Here is a 19,489-nt window from a genome sequence, read left to right on the forward strand (position 1 = left end):
GGCTGGATCTGTATATTGAGAAGGGTCATGTGGCGAGGAAGCTTTTGTGGCGAGGGGATTTATCCCCGCTGGACTGCGAAGCAGTCCCAAAATAGCCGGTCTGGGACATAGATGTTGGATTCTGCATTGCAGGGGGCCGCTTCGCAGCCCAGCGGGGATAAATCCCCTCGCCACAAGGGCTGATGTTCCTGCGTCTTAGACTGTTGATTTGGAGTGGTTATGGGTGATCGGCACGACTATGTGGCCCTGGAGTGGGTCAAGGGCGAGATTGCCGAAACGCTGAAGCAGGCCCATCTGGCGCTCAATCGCCTGGTGGACGACCCGCAGGCGGCGGATGCCCTCGCGCATTGCCTGGCGTGCATTCATCAGGTGCACGGCGGCCTGCAGATGGTCGAGTTCTATGGTGCCGCGCTGCTGGCCGAGGAGATGGAACAGCTGTGCGTCGCCCTGCAGGACAACCGCATCGCCCATCGCGACGAAGCCATCAGTCTGTTGAGCCAGGCCCTTGGGCAGTTGCCGATCTATCTGGACCGCATCCAAGGTGCCCGCCGCGACCTGCCGTTGGTGGTGCTGCCATTGATCAATGATTTGCGCAGCGCCCGGGGCGAGAGCCTGTTGTCGGAGACCAGCCTGTTCAGTCCAGAGTTACCGCTGATCGCGCCGCTCAGTGACGAGGCCTTGAAGCGACTCGAACCGCCTGACCTGCCCAACACCTTGCGCAAACTGCGCCAGACCCTGCAAGTGGCTCTGGTGGGGCTGTTGCGCGAACAGGACGACGCCACCCATCTCGGCTATCTGGCCAAGGTCTTCCACCGCCTGGAAGGGCTGTGCGCCGGCGCACCGCTCAATGCGCTGTGGCAGGTGGCGTCGGCCCTGGTCGAAGGCATGCGCGAGGGGCGTATCGCCAATAGCCCGGCCCTGCGCAGCTTATTCAAGGAAGCGGACAAGGAACTCAAGCGCCTGTTGGACCAGGGCCTGCAAGGCATCAATCAACCGGCGCCGCCACAGTTGCTGACGAGTTTGTTGTTCTATATTGCCAAGGCCGAACATCCCAGCGGGCAGATGCAGATCATGAAAGAACGCTACTCACTGGACGACGCGCTGCCCGACAGCGCCATGGTCGACGAAGAACGCGCACGCCTGGCCGGACCGGACCGCGATGCCATGCGCTCGGTGCTCGCCGCACTCTGCGAAGAGCTGGTGCGGGTCAAGGAGCGGCTCGACCTGTTCGTACGCAGTGACCGCCAGCACGCCTCGGAGCTGGACAGCCTGCTGGCGCCCCTGCGACAGATCGCCGACACCCTGGCGGTGCTCGGCTTCGGTCAGCCGCGAAAAGTGATCATCGATCAATTGGCGGTGGTCCTGAGCCTCGCCCAAGGTCATCGCGAGCCGGATGACGCGACGCTCATGGATGTCGCCGGGGCCTTGCTCTACGTCGAGGCCACTCTGGCCGGCATGGTCGGCACCGTCGAGCCCGAGAGCCCTGAAGACAGCCACCTGCCCACCACAGACCTGACCCAGATCCACCAGATCGTCATCAAGGAAGCCCACACCTGCCTGCAACAGGCCAAGGACATGATCGTCGACTACATCGACGCCGACTGGAACAGCGAACAACTGCAAGCGCTACCGGCGTTGCTGACCCAGGTGCGCGGCGCGCTGGCGATGATCCCCTTGAGCCGCGCCGCCAGCCTTGTGGAGGCGTGCAATGGTTTCATTCGCGAGCATCTGCTGTTGGACCACGCCCAGCCGGGCTGGGAAGAACTCGATCACCTGGCCGACGTAATCACCGGCCTCGAATATTACCTGGAACGTTTGAGCGAAGACCCGGAAACGCCCGGCGAACCCTTGTTGGACGTGGTCGAGCGCAGCCTGGGTGCCCTCGGTTATTTCCCCGACGAAGCCCGGGTGCCGTTGCTTGACGATGTGCTGAGCCCGAACGAGGCCCAGGTCATGCAGGACTTGCAGGAGCTGGATGACCCGCAGACCGTGCAGTCCTTGGCCCAAATGCTGGCCAGCCCGGTCTCGGCGGTCAACCCGCCGGCCCGGAGCACGCCGGGTAGCCTGCTGCCGCCGCCGTTGGACGAGCATCCGGTGGACGACGAGCTGCGCGAGGTCTTCCTTGAAGAAGCCGACGAGGTGCTCGACGTTTTGCGCGAATACCTGCCGCGCTGGGTCGCTCACCCTGACGACCATGGCGCCCTGGCCGAATTGCGCAGGGCCTTCCATACCCTCAAGGGCAGCGGTCGGATGGTGCGGGCGCTGGTCTTGGGTGAGCTGGCCTGGGCTGTGGAAAACCTGCTCAACCGGGTGCTGGAGCGCAGTGTTGAGCCGGGTGCTGCGGTCCGGCAGTTGCTCGATGACACGGTGCAGTTGCTACCGGCCCTGGTGAGCGAGTTTGCAGACAACCGCCAGCGTCAGCGCGACGATGTCGACCGTCTGGCCGCCCGTGCCCATGCGCTGGCAAAGGGCGTCGATGACGATGAAGACGCCCAGGATGTCGCCGCCCTCGACCCGTTGTTGCTGAAGATATTCGACAACGAAGCCCAGGGTCACCTTGCCAGCCTCAATCGCTTTCTCGACCAGGCCGCCGAACACTTGCCGCTGCAGGCCAACGACGAATTGCAGCGAGCCTTGCATACCCTCAAGGGCAGCGCATCAATGGCCGGCGTGTTGCCGATTGCCGAGCTGGCCGGCGCGATGGACCAGTTGGCCCGGGAATACAAGGCGCACCTGATCGCCCTCGACCTTGATGAAACTGAATTGCTGCTGGAGGCCGAGGGCCTGTTGCGCCTGGGCTTGCGTCAGTTGCACGGTGACCCCCTGGCGCCGATCCCCGGCGCAGAAGAGCTGATCCAGCGAACCCAAACGCTGCTGGCCGAGCGCCTGCAAACGGCCCTCAGTGCACCGGACAAAGGCTTGCGGACCAAGCGCGATCCCCAACTGATCAACAACTTCCTCGCCCAGGGCATGGACATCCTGCTCGATGCCGAAAACCTGTTGCGCCGTTGGCAGCAGCACCCCGGCGAAGGCCAGGAACTCAGTGCACTGCTGGACGAGCTGACCACCCTCGGCGAAGGCGCGCACTTGGCCGACTTGCACCCGGTGGACGAGCTCTGTGAAGCCTTGCTCGATCTCTATGGCGCAGTGGAGGAAAGCAGCCTGGCAGTCAGCGACGTGTTTTTCCAGGAAGCGCAGCGCGCCCATGAAGCCTTGATCGACATGCTCGATGAATTGGCCGCCGGGCAACACGTGCACTCGCAGCCCGAGCGGGTGCAGGCCCTGCGCGGCTTGCTCCAAGAGAGCCTGGACCCATCCGCCACCGGCCTGATCCGTAGCGATGGCAGCCGCACCCTGAGCATCCGCGAACTGGGTAACGCGACAGCGGAACTGCAGCGCAGCGCCCCTGCTGAGACCTCAGTGGACGACGACATTGCCTCGATCTTCCTCGAAGAGGCGCAGGACATCCTCGAAAGCGCCGCCCAGGCCCTGCAACGTTGGCTGGCCGACCCGGACAACGCAGCGCCGCTGTCCTCGTTGCAACGCGACTTGCACACCCTCAAGGGCGGCGCACGAATGGCCGATATCCGGCCGGTGAGCGACCTGGCCCAGGAGCTGGAAAATCTCTACGAAGGGCTGGTGGACCGCCGTTACAGCCACAGCGAGGAACTCGAGCAACTGCTCAGCAGCAGTCACGAACGCCTCGATCTGCTGCTCGGGCAGTTGCAGCAGGGCCAGCCGTTGGGCGATCCCGTTGCGCTGATCGACGCCATTCGCCGGTTCCGTCAGGACAAGCCGAACCCAATCGATTCGGCAGGGGCGATCCAGGGCGAGGGGGCCGGACATGACCCGGAGCTGCTGGAAATCTTCCTCGAAGAAGGTTTTGACATTCTCGACAGCGCAGGCTCAGCGCTGCTGCGCTGGCAGGACGAACCATCGAACCGTCAGGCCCTGGAAACGCTGTTGCGGGATTTGCACACCCTCAAGGGTGGTGCGCGGATGGTGGAAATCGTCCCCATCGGCGACCTGGCCCATGAGCTGGAAAATCTCTATGAAGGCTTGTCGGCGGGGCTGCTCCAACCGACTCCAGCGCTGTTCGCCTTGCTGCAAAGCAGCCATGACCGGCTGGCGCAGATGCTCGATGCGGTACGCGCCGGCCACCCCTGCCCCGTTGCCGACCGGCTGATCGCGCAGATCCAGGCGGTGAATCATCCGCAGGACAGCGAGACGCCCAAAGTCGTCCCCGCGCCGGAACCGGCCCCGACCCCGACCCCGCCGCCTGCGCCCACAAGGCCTGAGACCGGCACCCCGAGCGACGGCGCGGACATGGTCAAGGTCTCCGCCGAACTGCTCGACGACCTGGTGAACCTGGCTGGGGAAACCTCGATTTTCCGTGGGCGTATCGAACAGCAGGTCAACGACGCGCGCGTGGCCCTGGGCGAGATGGAAACCACCATCGAGCGCATGCGCGACCAGTTGCGCCGTCTTGATACCGAAACCCAGGGCCGGATCCTCAGTCGCCAGCAGGTCGAGGCCGAGCGCCTGGGCTACGAAGAATTCGACCCGCTGGAGATGGACCGGCATTCCCAGTTGCAGCAATTGTCCCGGGCGCTGTTCGAATCGGCCTCGGACTTGCTCGATCTCAAGGAAACCCTCGAACGCAGCAATCACGACGCTGAGAACCTGCTGCAACAGCAGGGGCGGGTCAATACCGAACTTCAGGAAGGGTTGATGCGCACGCGCATGGTGCCGTTCGAGCGCATGTTGCCGCGCCTCAAACGCATCGTGCGGCAAGTGGCGCAGGAGTTGGGCAAGGACGTGGAGTTCGTGGTTGGCAATGCTGAAGGCGAAATGGACCGTAGCGTGCTGGAGCGCATGGCCGCGCCCTTGGAGCATATGCTGCGCAACGCCGTCGACCACGGCCTGGAGCCAGCCGACGTGCGCATCGCTGCCGGGAAACCGGCCCGGGGGCGCATCAGCCTCGACCTGTCCCGGGAAGGTGGCGACATCATTTTCGACATTCGCGACGACGGCGCCGGCGTGCCGCTGGAGGCGGTGCGCAGCAAGGCGATCAAGCGTGGTCTGCTGGCACCGGACAGCGACATCAGCGACCGCGACGTGCTGCAATTCATCTTGCAGCCGGGCTTTTCCACCGCCGAAAAAATCACCCAGATTTCCGGGCGCGGCGTCGGCATGGACGTGGTCCACGAAGAGGTGCGGCAACTGGGCGGCAGCATGGTCATCGACTCCACACCGGGGCAGGGCGTGCATTTCCGCATTCGCCTGCCGTTTACCGTGGCGGTGAACCGGGCGTTGATGGTGCAATGTCACGAAGACCAGTACGCGATCCCACTGAACACCATCGAAAGTATCGTCCGGGTGTTGCCCGCTGAACTGGATGGCTATTACCAGCTCGACCCGCCGACCTACACCTACGCCGGGCAACGCTATGAGCTGTGCTACCTGGGTGAGCTATTGAAAACCGGCGCTCGCCCGAAACTGTTGGGCCAGAGCCAACCGTTGCCGGTGCTGCTGATGCAATGCAGCGAGCGGCATATCGCGGTGCAAGTGGACGCTACCGCCGGGACCCGGGAGATCGTGGTCAAGAGCCTCGGCCCGCAATTTTCGGCGGTGCAGGGCTTGTCGGGGGCGACGATCCTGGGCGATGGCCGGGTGGTGTTGATTCTCGACCTGTTGGCGCCGATCCGCGCCTTGCCTCATCAGGTCCCACGCCGCCCGGCAGCGGCGCAAGGCGAGGGCGAACACCCGCGAGCATTGCTGGTGCTGGTGGTGGACGACTCGGTGACGGTCCGCAAGGTCACCAGCCGCCTGCTGGAGCGCCACGGCATGCACGTGCTCACCGCCAAGGACGGCGTGGATGCCATGGCGCTGCTGGCCGAACACTCCCCCGACCTGATGTTGCTGGACATCGAAATGCCGCGCATGGACGGCTTCGAAGTGGCCACGCAAGTACGCAATGACCCGCGCCTGGCCCACCTGCCGATCATCATGATCACCTCCCGCACCGGCCAGAAACACCGCGACCGCGCCATGGCCATCGGCGTCAACGACTACCTGGGCAAGCCGTACCAGGAATCGGTGCTGCTCGACAGCATCGCCCGCTGGAGCAAAACCCATGCATGACCTTCACCCGCGTACCGGGCACATCACTGGGCTGCTGCTACCCTTGGCCGACCGGCATCTGATTTTACCCAACGTGGCCGTGGCCGAGCTGATCGACTACCAGAGCAGCGCGTTCGATATGGACACTCCGCCGTGGTTCCTGGGTTGGGTGAGCTGGCGCGAACGGCAAATCCCGTTGCTGAGTTTCGAGTCGGCCTGCGGCCAGAAAACCGTGATCGGCGAGCGTGCGCGCATCGTCGTGCTCAATGCCCTGGGCGGGCGCCCGGAGTTGCGGTTCATTGCGCTGCTGGTCCAGGGTATCCCGCGTTCCTACAAACTCGACACCCAGTTGAGCTACGTCGATGTACCGCTGTGTGGGCTGGAACAGGCGGCGGTACAAGTGGGCGAGAGCATGTGGCGAAGGTGCCGGATTTGTTGGCCCTGGAAGAGTTGGTCGTTGCCTCGGGGTTGGCAAAAAGCTAGGTCAGACACGGTACCTGTGGGAGCGGGCTTGCTCGCGAAGTCGGGCTGATAGCCGGCCAGGGTTTTGTTGACTGAGTACATATCCATTGCCGCCGTTACCGCAGCAACGGATATACACACAAAACTCAAGTAAGCAGCCCCAAGTCATCAAACCCTGAACCGCCCCACCAACGTCTGCAAATGAACCCCCAACCGCGCCAATTCAGCGCTCGAAGCGGCCGTCTCTTCACTGGACGACGCAGTTTGCTCCGACACATCGCGCACATTCAGCACGCTGCGGTTGATCTCCTCGGCCACGGCACTCTGCTGCTCGGCCGCAGCGGCGATCTGCTGGTTCATCGACTGAATGGCCGAGACCGTGCGGGTGATGTTTTCCAGGGAACCACCGGCGCGGCGGGTCAGTTCGACGCTGTTGTCGGTCAGGCTGCGGCTGTTGTCCATGATGGTCGCGACCTGCTCGGTGCCTGACTGCAGGCCGACGATCAGTTCTTCGATTTCTTCTGTGGACTTCTGGGTGCGCTGGGCCAGGCTGCGGACCTCGTCAGCCACCACCGCGAAACCACGTCCGGCTTCGCCCGCACGGGCCGCTTCGATGGCCGCGTTGAGGGCCAGCAGGTTGGTTTGCTGGGCTACGGACTTGATCACGTCCAGCACGCTGCCGATCTTGTCGCTTTCGCGCTTGAGGTCGCCCATGGCTGTGGTGGAGTTACCCACTTCGAGGGCCAGGCGTTCGATCTGGGCGATGGCTTCGCCGACCACTTTTTCACCCTCGCGTGCCTGCTGGTCAGCCGCGACGGCCGCTTCGGAAGCTTCCTCGGCATTGCGCGCCACTTCCTGCACCGTGGCGGTCATTTCGTGCATGGCGGTGGCGACCTGGTCGGTTTCCACTTTCTGGCTGTTGACCCCGGCGCTGGTCTGCTCGGTCACGGCCGAGAGTTGTTCGGCGGCGCTGGCGATTTGTGTAACGCCGTCGCTGATGCCGCCGATCAACTGCCGCAGGCCCACGGTCATGCTCTGCATGGCGCGCTGCAATTGACCGAGTTCGTCGCGGCGCTCGGAGGTGAGGTTGTGGGTCAGGTCGCCCGCGGCAATGCGCTCGGCGACTTTGAGGGTCTGGTCCAGCGGGCCGACGATCTGCCGGGTGATGACCAATGCTGCGATCACGCCGAACAACATGGCCAGCACGGCAGCCGATACCAGGACGGTCTTGGCCTGGGCGGCGTCCTGGTCGCGCACGGCGGTCTGGGACACGGTCAGGCTTTTGCTGGACTCAAGCAATACTTCGCCTTGCTCGGTCATGCGCTTGAGCGCCGCGGCGGTATCAAGCTGGGAATCGCGAAACTGACTGACCGCCGCACGGTAGGCGTTGATCGAATCGCTGGCTTGCTGCAGGTTGGCGGAGTGCTCCTCAGGCAACTGCGCCGGTAGGCGTGCGAGAAGTTTGAGGGCATCGGTAATGGCGTCAAGGGCCGGTTGCTGGGCTTCGTTCTTACCGCTGTAGGTGTAGCCGCGAACCTGATAACGCGCTTGCTGGATCGCCTTGCTCAGGGATACCACGCTGTTGAATTGGGCGACGTTCTCGCTTTGCAGCGTGGCTTTTTCAACCTCGGCGACGCGGGCCACGGCGTTGTCGGCGCTGGCGCCGAGTTTGCTGCGGGCATCTTCGCGACTGACGGTGGCGCTGGCCATCTCGGCGAAGGCGCTTTTGTACTCGGCCACAGCGGCCAGTTGTTTGTCGATCAGCGCCACGTCGGCCGGCTGCTCGATCATCTGGCGGGCTGCGGTCAGGCCGGTCTCGAGTTTGGCAAGCAGATCGTTGACTTCCTGCGGACCGTTTTCACCCCGCGTGGTGTAGTAGTCCAGGCGTGCCAGGCGCAGGTCCTTGCTCAACTCGTTCAGGCTGGAAATGTAGCCCAGCTTGTCGCCACGGCTAATGACATTGCCCAGGCCGCTCCAGCCGGTGAAAGCGATCATCAAGGTTAGAAATAGCACCAGACCGAAGCCGAAGCCGAGTTTGCGATTGACGCTTACGTTTCCCAGACTCTGGGTAAGCATTCGGAACATGCTGATTTCTCCCTTGCTGCACTGAATTGGTTTTATGGGAGCTGTATCGGCGGGGCGGGAGGGATCTGTAGAAATGAACTGAGAATCCTGGCGCTCGCCACAAAAAACGGGCAAGCGGCAGGGGGTCAGAACAACCGTGCGAGCAGCGCGGTAACGGCGGTTTCGACGCGCAGGATGCGTTCGCCCAGTTGTACCGGTTGCAGTCCGGCCTTGGCCAGCAGGTCGATTTCGTAAGGAATCCAGCCGCCTTCGGGGCCGATGGCGAGGGTCACGGGTTCCTCCAGCGCGCGAGGGCAGGGGGGGTAGTTCCCCGGATGGCCGACCAGACCGCAGGTGCCGTTCGCCATGGCCGGCAGGCGGTCTTCAACGAAGGGCTTGAAGCGCTTTTCAATGATGATCTCTGGCAGCACGCTGTCGCGCGCCTGCTCCAGGCCAAGGATCAGTTGTTCGCGAATGGCCTCGGGCTCCAGGAACGGGGTCTGCCAGAAGCTCTTTTCCACGCGGTAACTGTTGACCAGTACCACGCGCGGCACGCCCATGCTGGCGATGGTCTGGAGCACTCGCCGGAGCATTTTCGGTCGAGGCAGGGCCAGCACCAGTGTCAGTGGCAGCTTGACCGGCGCAGGTTGGTCGAGTGTCACTTGCAGTTCGGCTTCATGGGCTTCCAGGCGCAGCACCTGGGCCGTGCCCATCAACCCGCCGATACGCCCGACCCGCAGGCTGTCACCGACGGCGCTACGGTGCACTTGCTGCATGTGGGTCAAGCGGCGATCGCTCAGCACGACGCGGTCAGGCCCGATGAAGTCGGCCTCTTCAAGCAGCAGCAGGTTCACGCTTGGGTCGCTGGCGGCTGGTCGTTATGGTCGTCGACCGGCTGATCGTCTGCTTCTTCCCGGCGCTTGCGCACCAGACCGCCGAACAGGATGCCGATCTCGAACAGCAGCCACATCGGCACGGCGAGCAGGGTCTGGGAGAAGATGTCCGGCGGGGTCAGGATCATGCCGACCACGAAGCAGCCGATGATCACGTACGGACGAATTTTCTTCAGGTACGCAACGTCGACCACGCCGATCCACACCAGCAGTACCACGGCTACTGGGATTTCGAACGCCACGCCGAAGGCGAAGAACAGCGTCATGACGAAATCCAGGTAGCTGGTGATGTCGGTCATCATTTCCACGCCCGCGGGAGTGGCGGCGGCAAAGAACTTGAAGATCAACGGGAATACGAAGAAGTAGGCGAAGGCCATGCCGGTGTAGAACAGCAGAATGCTGGACACCAGCAGCGGCACGGCAACGCGTTTTTCATGCTTGTACAGGCCTGGCGCGATGAAGCCCCAGATCTGGTGCAGGATCACCGGGATCGCCAGGAACAACGAGACCATCATCGTCAGCTTGAGCGGCGTCAGGAACGGTGACGACACGTCGGTGGCGATCATCGTCGCGCCTTCCGGCAGGTACTGGCGCAGCGGTGTGGAAACGAAGGTGTAGATCTGTTGGGTGAAGGCAAACAGCCCGGCGAAGATGACGAAAATCGCCGCCACGCAACGCAACAGGCGGGTGCGCAACTCGGTGAGGTGCGATACCAGCGGCATCGGCTGGTCGTTTTCAGGAATATCGCTCATGGGGCTCGCGGCGGCAAAGTAGGGTCGTTAGGAACGGCTGGTGCCGCCACTGTCGGGGCGGGCTCCACGGGGTTCGCGGGCGCGGCTGCTACAGGCGGCGTGTCATCCACCGGCGCCTGGGGGGCAATCGTCGGCTCGACCGCCGGCTGAACCGGTGTCGGCTCCTGCTGGGTCGGGGTGAAGATTTTCCGCGCTTCCTGCTCCAGAGACAGAATGTGTTCGTTGTGCAGTTGCCGACGAATGTCGTCGGCCCCGATTTCACGTTCAACTTCCTGTTTGATCGCATTGAAGCTGCGCTTGAGCCGCCCGATCCATAGACCTGCGGTGCGCGCAGCGCCCGGCAGCCGCTCGGGGCCCAGTACCAGCAGGGCGACGAGGCCGACGAGCAGCAGTTCAGTGAAGCTGATCCCAAACATTAGTCAGTGCTCACGAGTCTTTGCGGGCCGGCTCTTCGACTTTCTGTGCCTGCACATCGATGGTGTGCGGGGCATTCACAGGTTGAGTGGCCTGTGGGTGAACCGGTTGGCTCGGCTGCGCTGGTTGAGCGGGCGTCGCTGCCGGGTCGGCCGGTTTTTCGTCGTCGTTCATGGCCTTGCGAAAGCCCTTGATCGACTCGCCAACGTCAGTGCCCAGGTTCTTGAGTTTCTTGGTGCCGAACACCAGTACCACGACCACCAGAATGACGACCCAGTGTTTCCAGTCAAAAATACCCATGTGGCTATTCCTCTCGTAAGTTGATCAGGCGGACGGACGCGAGGCTTTCTCGACGTGCCCGGACAGACCGAAACGACGGTCCAGTTCATCCAGTACAGCCTGCGGGTGCTGCCCCAGTTGGGCAAGCATGACCAGGCTATGGAACCACAGGTCGGCGGTCTCGTAGATCACGTCACTGCAGTCGCCGCTGATGGCAGCGTCCTTGGCGGCGATGATGGTCTCGACCGACTCTTCACCGACCTTTTCCAGAATCTTGTTCAAACCCTTGTGGTACAGACTGGCGACATAGGAACTGTCGGCCGCTGCGCCTTTGCGCTCTTCCAGCACCTGGGCCAGGCGGGTCAGGGTGTCACTCATGGGTATGTCCTGAATAAATGGCGTGCGGGTCCTTGAGCACCGGGTCGACGGTTTTCCAGTCGCCGTTCTCGAAGACGCGATAGAAGCAGCTTTGACGGCCGGTGTGGCAGGCGATCTCACCGACCTGCTCGACCATCAGGATGATGACGTCGCCGTCGCAGTCCAGGCGCATCTCGTGCAGGTGCTGCACGTGCCCGGACTCTTCACCCTTGCGCCACAGCTTGCCACGCGAACGTGACCAATAGATGGCGCGGTTCTCAGCGGCGGTCAGGGCCAGCGCTTCACGGTTCATCCAGGCCATCATCAGCACGCGCCCGGTCTTGTGATCCTGGGCGATGGCCGGCACCAGGCCGTCAGCGTCCCATTTGATCTCGTCCTGCCAGTTTTTCATCTTCGACTCCGACAATGGGCCGCGCATCTCAAGTCGACGGGCCCAGCCTTGAAACAGTGTGCCAGCGTGAACCGGTGCTGGCTATCGACGAACGACCAGATACAAACCAACGATGACCATGATGCCGGCGGGCCAGTGGCCCAGCTGACTCAACGGACCCCCGCTCGCCAGTACTGCACCGCCACCCAGGTGAGCGGCGCCGAGCAGGCGCATGAACCAGTCGTCCCCGCGCTCTTTCCACGGCGGCGCGGGATCGTGGGCGTGGGGTTGGGACATGCGTTCGAGCAGGTCGCGGGTCATGTTGGCCAGGTGCGGGAGCTGCTCGAACTGGCTCTGCACGTTGCCCAGCAAGGTTTTGGGGCTCACGCGCTCACGCATCCAGCGTTCGAGGAACGGCTGGGCGGTGTTCCACAGGTCCAGGTCCGGGTATAGCTGGCGACCAAGGCCTTCGATGTTCAGCAAGGTTTTCTGCAACAGTACCAACTGCGGCTGAACCTCCATATTGAAGCGACGCGCGGTCTGGAACAGGCGCATCAGCACCTGGCCGAATGAAATATCTTTTAACGGTTTTTCGAAGATCGGTTCGCATACCGTGCGGATCGCCGCTTCGAATTCGTTGAGTTTGGTCTCGGCCGGCACCCAGCCGGAGTCGATGTGCAGTTGCGCGACGCGGCGGTAGTCGCGCTTGAAGAAGGCGAACAGGTTGCGGGCCAGATAGTCCTGGTCTTCGGGAGTCAGGCTGCCGACGATGCCGCAGTCGATGGCAATGTATTGCGGGCTCCACGGTTGCACGGTGCTGACAAAGATATTCCCCGGGTGCATGTCGGCGTGGAAGAAGCTGTCGCGGAACACCTGGGTGAAGAAGATTTCCACGCCGCGCTCGGCCAGCAGTTTCATGTCGGTGCGCTGGTCGGCCAGGGTCGCCAGGTCGGTGACCTGGATGCCGTAGATACGCTCCATCACCAACACTTTCGGACGGCACCAGTCCCAATAGACTTGCGGCACATAGAGCAGCGGCGAGCCTTCGAAGTTACGCCGCAGTTGGCTGGCGTTGGCGGCTTCGCGCAGCAGATCGAGTTCGTCGTAAATGGTTTTTTCGTAATCCAGGACCACGTCAACCGGGTGCAACAGGCGCGCATCGGCCGACAGCCGCTCGGCGGCCCGGGCGAGAATGAACAGCCACGCCAGGTCCTGGGCAATGATCGGCTTGAGACCCGGGCGGATAACCTTCACCACCACTTCTTCGCCGCTCTTGAGCTGCGCAGCGTGAACCTGGGCCACGGAGGCCGAGGCCAGCGGTTCGACGTCGAAACGGCTGAACACTTCGCTGATCTTCTTGCCCAGTTGCTCTTCGATCAGGGCCACCGACACCTTTGAATCGAACGGCGGCACGCGGTCTTGAAGCATCATCAATTCATCGGCGATGTCTTCGGGCAACAGGTCGCGACGAGTCGAGAGGATCTGCCCGAACTTGATGAAGATCGGTCCCAGGTCCTGCAAGGCCAGGCGCAGGCGTGCGCCGCGACTCAGGTCCAGCGTTCGCCGGGGAAACCAGCGCCACGGCAGCACGAAGCGCAGCGCCAGCAAAAACCAGGGCAGCGGCAGGGCGAACAGCAGGTCATCGAGGCGATAGCGGATCACGACGCGCTGGATGCGCAACAAACGGCGGACGGCAAGCAGCTTCATGCGTTATCGCTTGGTTTCAAGGGAGCGGGAAAGGCGCTCGAAACGCGCCTCGAGACGTTCCAGGTCAAGTTTGATCTGGTCCAGTTCATTAAAGCGGGCGTCGGCTTCGCGTTGGCCTACGAGAGTACGCGATTCCTCGGCCAGGTATTCACTCAGATTCTGCCCCAGGCTGGCGAAGCCTTGGCGATACCAGCGAGTGCGGCTGCGCAGATGGCCACTGAGTAGCTGAGTGGCCACCGGCCCGAGCCAGCGGGATACTTCATATTCCCAGTCCAGCTCCAGGTCCTGGAGAATCGCCGCCAGCTCCAGCAGCACGCCGCTGTCGCCGTCCAGTTCCACCTCAGGGCCATGCAGCACGGCGGTCTTGTCCTTGCTCAGGGCCAGGGTCACCAGGCTCGATGCCGGGGCGCGCAGGGTGCAATGGGCCTCGGCTTCCCAGTGTGCGGCGAGCATCAGGCCTTCGTCGCTGGGCAGGATGAATAGCCGCAATGCGGGGCTGCGGCAATCCACGGCAATCACCTTGCCGCTCAAGTGCGCCAGGCGCGCCAGCGCCGTACTGTCCAGGCGCAGGACGCGATTGACGCCGAGTTCGACGCTGGCGAGCAGGCCGGTGAGCAGCATCAGGGCTTGATACCGCGGTGCAGGGCCACGATGCCCGAGGTCATGTTGTGGTAGGTCACGCGGTCGAAACCGGCCTCGACCATCATCGACTTCAGGGTTTCCTGATCCGGGTGCATGCGGATCGATTCGGCCAGGTAGCGATAGCTTTCCGAGTCGTTGGTGATCAGCTTGCCCATCAGTGGCATGAAGGCGAACGAGTAGGCGTCGTAGGCCTTGGACATCAGCGCGTTGGTCGGCTTGGAGAATTCCAGCACCAGCAGACGGCCGCCGGGCTTGAGGACTCGTAGCATCGAGCGCAGGGCGTCTTCCTTGTGGGTGACGTTGCGCAGGCCGAAGGCGATGGTGACGCAATCGAAATGGTTGTCCGGGAAGGGCAGCTTCTCGGCGTCGGCCTGGACGAACTCGACATTGCCGGCCACACCCAGGTCCAGCAGGCGGTCACGACCGACCTTGAGCATGGACTCGTTGATGTCAGCGAGCACCACCTGACCGGTCGGCCCGACAATGTGAGAGAACTTCTTCGTCAGGTCGCCGGTGCCGCCGGCGATGTCCAGCACCCGATTGCCGCTGCGCACACCCGACAGTTCGATCGCGAAACGCTTCCACAGACGGTGCATGCCACCCGAGAGCAGATCGTTCATCAAGTCATATTTGGCGGCTACCGAGTGGAAAACCTCAGCGACTTTTTCCGCCTTCTGGCTTTCCGGCACGTTCTTGAAGCCGAAGTGAGTGGTGGGTTCGGCATCGCTGCCTTTGCGCTGATCAGTCATATCGCTGTCACCAAAAAAGAATGCGGGACATTCTAATCCCGGTGGAGGGCTTTGTCTTGGCAAGCCTGAAGGTAAGATGAGCGACCGCCGGGACGTTTTGACGCAGCCAGGGTCAGAAACGTGCAGGCAAGTCCCGATAAAACAGGAGTCATCAGATGGCCCGTATAACAGTTGAGCGTGCCCATGGCCTGGGCAAGGAAGCGGCCCGCGCGAAAGCCGACCAGTTGGCGCAGAAACTGTCCGACAGCTATGGCCTGGAGCCGCAGTGGTCGGGCGACACGCTGAAGCTCAAGCGCTCCGGGGTCAAAGGCGAGGTGCATGTGGGCGAGGACTCGATCCGTGTCGATGTCGAACTGGGCATGTTGATGTCGGCCATGAGCGGCACGATCAAGACGGAAATTGAAAAGGCGTTGGATAAAGCATTGGCTTGATTGAAGAGATGACTCAAGTTCATCACTCATTCACCTGTGGGAGCGAGCCTGCTCGCGATAGCGGCGTGTCATTCAACATCAATGTTGCCGGTCTATCGCCATCGCGAGCAGGCTCGCTCCCACAGGGGAAGTCATCACCTCGGATTCTGTGGCAGTAGTTAGGGTGCCGTTTCTAATTATTGTCACTACTTTGTGCCTGAGCCCGACCGTGTACGGGCAGTTCCTCAAACCTGTTATCGAGTGAGGTGCACCATGGCCAAAGTTATTTTGAAGAAAAAAACCGACGTTGAATCTTCCACGCTCAGCGACGTGAAAACGTACGCGCGCAAGATCTGGCTGGCGGGCCTGGGCGCCTACACCAAGGTCGGCCAGGAAGGCAGCGAGTACTTCCAGGAGTTGGTAAAAGCCGGTGAAGTTGTTGAAACCAAAGGCAAAAAGAACATTGCCGGAAAACTCGAGGCGGCCAACAGCGAACTGATTGAAGCCAAGACTGACGTCAACACGTTCAAGGCCCGGGTTGAAGTACAACTCGATAAAGTCGAGAAGGTATTCGACGCCCGTGTTGCAAGTGCCTTGAATCGTATCGGCATTCCGTCTAAACATGACGTTGAGACACTCTCTGCTAAGCTCGATGAGCTGACGGCATTGCTTGAACGTGTCGCGCGTAAACATTAAGGAGAACGGGATGGCTGGCAAAAAAATCACCGAAAAAGAAGGCAGCTCGTGGGCCGGGAAGATTGAAAAATACTCCCGCAAAATCTGGCTTGCTGGTTTAGGCGTGTACTCGAAGATTGACACTGACGGCAGCAAACTCTTCGAGTCCCTGGTTAAGGACGGCGAGAAGGCCGAAAAACTCACCAAGACGGCGGTCGGCAAACAAGTCGATGCCACCAAGGACTCCGTCGAGTCCGCCAAGTCGCGAATCGGCGGTGTGAAGGATCGCGCACTGGGCAAGTGGGACGAACTGGAAGGGGCTTTCGACAAGCGCCTGAACAGCGCGATCTCTCGGCTGGGCGTGCCGAGCCGCAATGAAGTCAAGGCGCTGCACAGCAAGGTCGACACCCTGACCAAGCAGATCGAAAAACTCACCGGCGCCAAGGTCGCGCCAGTGGCGGCCAAGACTGCGGCAGCCAAACCTGCCACCAAGACGGCAGCCAAGCCATTGGTCAAGGCCGCGGCGAAAGCCGTCGCTAAGCCTGCGGCAAAAGCAGCGGCCAAGCCGGCGGCGAAAACCGCAGCCGCCAAACCTGCCGCCAAGGCAGCGGCCAAGCCGGTAGCAGCCAAACCCGCGACCAAAGCAGCGGCCAAGCCGGCTGCCAAAACCGCGGCCGCCAAACCTGCTGCCAAGCCTGCGGCAAAAGCGGCGGCCAAACCCGCCGCGGCGAAAAAGCCTGCGGTGAAAAAACCGGCCGCGCCAAAAGCTGCCGCACCGAAGGCGCCGACTGCTGCCGCCAAACCGGCCGCCCCGACGAGCCCCGCGAACTCCGCTTCGGCTCCGACTCCGGCGGTTACCCCGACCGCTGCGCCGGCTCCATCGACGCCTACCACCCAGTCCTGATATCCAGGGCAAACAAAAACGCCCGGCCTGTGAAGGTCGGGTTTTTTTATGCGTATGCATTTGAATGCACCGCAGAAGCGGGCTTGCTTCCACAGGGGGCTGGTGGTGATGCAAATATTGAAATCACCCAGAAAATGTGGGAGCGAGCCTGCTCGCGATAGCGGTGTGTCAGCCACATTGATGTTGGATGTGCGTCCGCCATCGCGAGCAGGCTCGCTCCCACAAGGGATCTTCCTCTGCTGGTCGTTAGTCGTGCTCTTCCAGGTACCGCAACGCCAGTTGCTCGGTGGCAACCTTTGCCGCCGGCGGCAGATGCGGCGCTACCAGCATCATGACCTGATAGACCACCAGTCGAACTTCACCCTCGCGGTCGAGGATTCGCTGATAGTCCAGCGAGAACAGTAAGGTCATGGTGATCTGTTCCACCAGTTGCCCCAATGCCTGGGTATCGCTGACCAGCATCCCCTGGGCCTTGAGTTGCGCCAGCAGCGAGGCCAGGGTGCGTTTCAGGGCGTTGAGCAACTGGCGGATGCCCTTGGCCAGTTTTGGCAGGCGTCCGGCCAGGTTCGACAGGTCCTGGAACAGAAACCGGTATTGAGCCAGCCGTTCGACGATCAGGTGCAGGAACAGCCAATAATCTTCCGGCTCCAGTTGTACATCTGCCGGTGGGTCCAGCAGCGGTGCCAGTTCGCCCTGGAAGCGCTCGAACAACCCGAGGATCAGGGGCTCCTTGCCATGAAAGTGGTAATAGAGATTGCCTGGGCTGATGCCTATTTCGTTGGCGACTTCCATGGTGGAAACGTTCGGTTCGCCCTTCTCATTGAACAACTGCAGGGCGCATTCAAGAATGCGGTCGCGGGTTTTCATCCGGTCTTCTTAGTGATGGAAATCGTGCCACGGCCCAGTGTCTGGCCGTGGAGTGAGCCCTTAGCGCACGCGCACATAGGTTCCCGGCGCCGCTTCCAGGGGCGGGTAGTTCGCGTTGCCCAGGGTCATCTGTGTTTCGCGTTGGGCGCCGGAGCGTTCCTGGACCCAACCCAGCCACTGGGTCCACCAACTGCCCTCGATGTGCTTGGCGTCGTAATACCAGGCTCGCGGGTCGCTGCTCAGTTTCGGGTTTTCGACGTAGTTGGCCTTGGGGTTGCCCGGCGGGTTGAGAATGCTTTGGACGTGACCGCTGTTGGACAGCACGAAGCGCCGCTCGCCACCGAGCAACAGCGTTGAGCGATAGACCGCGTCCCATGGCGTGATGTGGTCATTGATGCCCGCCACGCTGAAGCTGTCCACCGTCACTTTTTGCAGGTCGATCGGTGTGCCGCACACTTCCAGGCCGCCGGGGTGGGTCAAGGGATTGTGCTTGAAGAAGTCCAGTAGGTCGCCATGGTAGGCCGCCGGCAGTCGGGTGCAGTCGTTGTTCCAGTAGAGGATGTCGAACGCCGGCGGCTCCTTGCCCAGGAGGTAGTTGTTGATGAAATAAGTCCAGATCAGGTCATTGGGACGCATCCAGGCAAACACCCGGGCCATGTCGCGGCCATCGAGGATGCCTTTCTGATAGGAGCGGCGCTTGGCGGCTTCCAGGGTCTGCTCGTCAATGAACAGTGTGGCCGGGCTCTCCATCTGGCTGTCCAGCAGGCTCACCAGGTAAGTGGCGCTGGCGACCCGGCGCAGTTGGCGCTTGGCTTGCAGATGGCCTTGCAGGGCAGCGATGGTCATGCCGCCCGCGCAGGCGCCCATCAGGTTGACCTCACGGGCGCCGGTGATCGCCCGGCAGACATTCATGGCTTCTTCCGTCGCCTCGACATAGCTGGACAGGCCCCATTCGCGATGACGTACATCGGGGTTGCGCCAACTGATGATGAACACCTGCAAACCGTTTTTCAGGGCGTACTGGACGAAGCTGTTGGAAGGGCTCAGGTCGAAGATGTAGAACTTGTTGATCTGCGGCGGCACGATCAGCAACGGCTTGGCGTATTGCTTTTCGCTCATGGACTTGTACTGGATCAGCTCGAGCATTTCGTTGCGAAACACCACCGCCCCCGGTGTAGTCGCCAGGGTCTTGCCGACTTCGAAGGCATGAGGTGTGACTTGCCGCGGCAGCCCGTCATTGTGCAGCAGGTCGTCCACCAAGTGGCTGATGCCACGAATCAGGCTGGTACCGCCGGAATTGAACAGCTCCTTGACCGCCAGCGGGTTGAGCAAGGTATTGGAAGGCGATACGGCATCGTTGAGCAGGGCGAAAGCGAAGTGAGCCCGGGCACGGTCATCGGGGCTCATGTCGCATTCGTCGATCCAGCTCTTCATCTGTTTCTGCCAGCTCAGGTAGGCCTGCAGGCTGCGACGGTAGAACGGATTGAGCTCCCAGGTGGGATCGGCGAAACGCTTGTCGTTGGGGTTGGTGGGGTGCAGGGTTTCCCCTAGCAGCACGCGGCCCAACTGGCTGCCCAACTTCAACGCATGCCGGGCGCTGTGCACTGGGTTGCGCAAGCCGTGTACGGCAACACTGCGCAGGGTGGAAAGCAGGTCCCGGCCCCGCAGGCCGGTGACCGCACTTTGTGCGTTGATGAAGTTGGCAGGGGCGGGCATGGAACCCTTCGCCGGTTTGTCGCGCATGAGTCAACTCCTTCGTCATCAGGCTAAAAACAAACACACCGAACCAGACAACATAGT

At 62.1% G+C, this 19,489-nt stretch carries 15 protein-coding genes and 2 pseudogenes; 5 read left to right on the top strand and 12 right to left on the bottom strand.

All coding sequences use genetic code 11. The features are described 5' to 3' along the window. Positions 1–219: 219 nt before the first annotated feature. Both PSH91_RS02030 and PSH91_RS02035 read left to right on the top strand, forming a co-directional pair. A complete protein-coding gene (locus tag PSH91_RS02030) occupies positions 220–6,144 on the top strand; it encodes an Hpt domain-containing protein (RefSeq protein ID WP_305467147.1) in 5,925 nt (1,974 codons plus the stop codon). Further along, a pseudogene (locus PSH91_RS02035) lies at positions 6,137–6,606 on the top strand (chemotaxis protein CheW). Before PSH91_RS02030 ends, PSH91_RS02035 begins: the two are co-directional and overlap by 8 nt. Before the next feature lie 147 nt (positions 6,607–6,753). Here PSH91_RS02035 and PSH91_RS02040 read toward each other — a convergent pair. The 10 genes and pseudogenes from PSH91_RS02040 to ubiE all read right to left on the bottom strand — a co-directional run bounded on the left by PSH91_RS02040 (position 6,754) and on the right by ubiE (position 14,833). Then, positions 6,754–8,661: a methyl-accepting chemotaxis protein gene (locus PSH91_RS02040; RefSeq protein WP_370695183.1), complete on the bottom strand. Its 1,908-nt coding sequence runs from the start codon at positions 8,659–8,661 to the stop codon at positions 6,754–6,756. A gap of 134 nt (positions 8,662–8,795) precedes the next feature. Then, positions 8,796–9,503: a 16S rRNA (uracil(1498)-N(3))-methyltransferase gene (locus PSH91_RS02045; RefSeq protein ID WP_076383018.1), complete on the bottom strand. Its 708-nt coding sequence runs from the start codon at positions 9,501–9,503 to the stop codon at positions 8,796–8,798. Then, positions 9,500–10,294, bottom strand: coding sequence for a twin-arginine translocase subunit TatC (gene tatC, locus PSH91_RS02050; RefSeq protein ID WP_076383016.1), 795 nt, complete (start codon positions 10,292–10,294; stop codon positions 9,500–9,502). The genes PSH91_RS02045 and tatC overlap by 4 nt, the downstream gene beginning before the upstream one ends. Further along, positions 10,291–10,710, bottom strand: a complete 420-nt coding sequence (gene tatB, locus PSH91_RS02055) for a Sec-independent protein translocase protein TatB (RefSeq protein WP_047225989.1) — start codon at positions 10,708–10,710, stop codon at positions 10,291–10,293. The genes tatC and tatB overlap by 4 nt, the downstream gene beginning before the upstream one ends. A gap of 10 nt (positions 10,711–10,720) precedes the next feature. After that, positions 10,721–11,008 (bottom strand): twin-arginine translocase TatA/TatE family subunit, encoded by a 288-nt coding sequence (locus tag PSH91_RS02060; protein ID WP_047225988.1) that lies wholly within the window; start codon positions 11,006–11,008, stop codon positions 10,721–10,723. 24 nt (positions 11,009–11,032) lie between these two features. Next, positions 11,033–11,365, bottom strand: coding sequence for a phosphoribosyl-ATP diphosphatase (locus PSH91_RS02065; protein WP_003186671.1), 333 nt, complete (start codon positions 11,363–11,365; stop codon positions 11,033–11,035). Continuing rightward, complete coding sequence (gene hisI / locus PSH91_RS02070; protein ID WP_003196931.1) at positions 11,358–11,756, bottom strand: phosphoribosyl-AMP cyclohydrolase; 399 nt, start codon at positions 11,754–11,756, stop codon at positions 11,358–11,360. The genes PSH91_RS02065 and hisI overlap by 8 nt, the downstream gene beginning before the upstream one ends. Before the next feature lie 81 nt (positions 11,757–11,837). Continuing rightward, positions 11,838–13,442, bottom strand: a complete 1,605-nt coding sequence (ubiB, locus tag PSH91_RS02075) for a ubiquinone biosynthesis regulatory protein kinase UbiB (RefSeq protein ID WP_047225986.1) — start codon at positions 13,440–13,442, stop codon at positions 11,838–11,840. Continuing rightward, positions 13,439–14,063 (bottom strand): annotated as a pseudogene (locus PSH91_RS02080) (SCP2 domain-containing protein). The gene ubiB and the pseudogene PSH91_RS02080 overlap by 4 nt, the downstream one beginning before the upstream one ends. Beyond that, positions 14,063–14,833, bottom strand: a complete 771-nt coding sequence (gene ubiE, locus PSH91_RS02085) for a bifunctional demethylmenaquinone methyltransferase/2-methoxy-6-polyprenyl-1,4-benzoquinol methylase UbiE (RefSeq protein ID WP_047225985.1) — start codon at positions 14,831–14,833, stop codon at positions 14,063–14,065. The pseudogene PSH91_RS02080 and the gene ubiE overlap by 1 nt, the downstream one beginning before the upstream one ends. A 155-nt stretch (positions 14,834–14,988) precedes the next feature. On the opposite strand from ubiE, the gene PSH91_RS02090 reads away from it, so the two are divergent. The 3 genes from PSH91_RS02090 to PSH91_RS02100 all read left to right on the top strand — a co-directional run bounded on the left by PSH91_RS02090 (position 14,989) and on the right by PSH91_RS02100 (position 16,822). Then, positions 14,989–15,264: a polyhydroxyalkanoic acid system family protein gene (locus PSH91_RS02090; protein WP_076383012.1), complete on the top strand. Its 276-nt coding sequence runs from the start codon at positions 14,989–14,991 to the stop codon at positions 15,262–15,264. Between the two features lie 252 nt (positions 15,265–15,516). Beyond that, a complete protein-coding gene (locus PSH91_RS02095; protein WP_076383010.1) occupies positions 15,517–15,939 on the top strand; it encodes a phasin family protein in 423 nt (140 codons plus the stop codon). A gap of 10 nt (positions 15,940–15,949) precedes the next feature. Then, a complete protein-coding gene (locus PSH91_RS02100; protein WP_076383008.1) occupies positions 15,950–16,822 on the top strand; it encodes a phasin family protein in 873 nt (290 codons plus the stop codon). A gap of 246 nt (positions 16,823–17,068) precedes the next feature. On the opposite strand, the gene PSH91_RS02105 is transcribed toward PSH91_RS02100, so the two are convergent. After that, a complete protein-coding gene (locus PSH91_RS02105) occupies positions 17,069–17,689 on the bottom strand; it encodes a TetR/AcrR family transcriptional regulator (RefSeq protein ID WP_305467150.1) in 621 nt (206 codons plus the stop codon). 60 nt (positions 17,690–17,749) lie between these two features. Next, on the bottom strand, positions 17,750–19,432 hold the full coding sequence (gene phaC / locus PSH91_RS02110) for a class II poly(R)-hydroxyalkanoic acid synthase (protein ID WP_160893810.1): 1,683 nt from the start codon (positions 19,430–19,432) through the stop codon (positions 17,750–17,752). Positions 19,433–19,489 lie beyond the last annotated feature (57 nt).

The sequence above is a fragment of the Pseudomonas sp. FP1154 genome, from assembly GCF_030687245.1.
GTDB classification, from domain to species: domain Bacteria; phylum Pseudomonadota; class Gammaproteobacteria; order Pseudomonadales; family Pseudomonadaceae; genus Aquipseudomonas; species Aquipseudomonas rhizophila.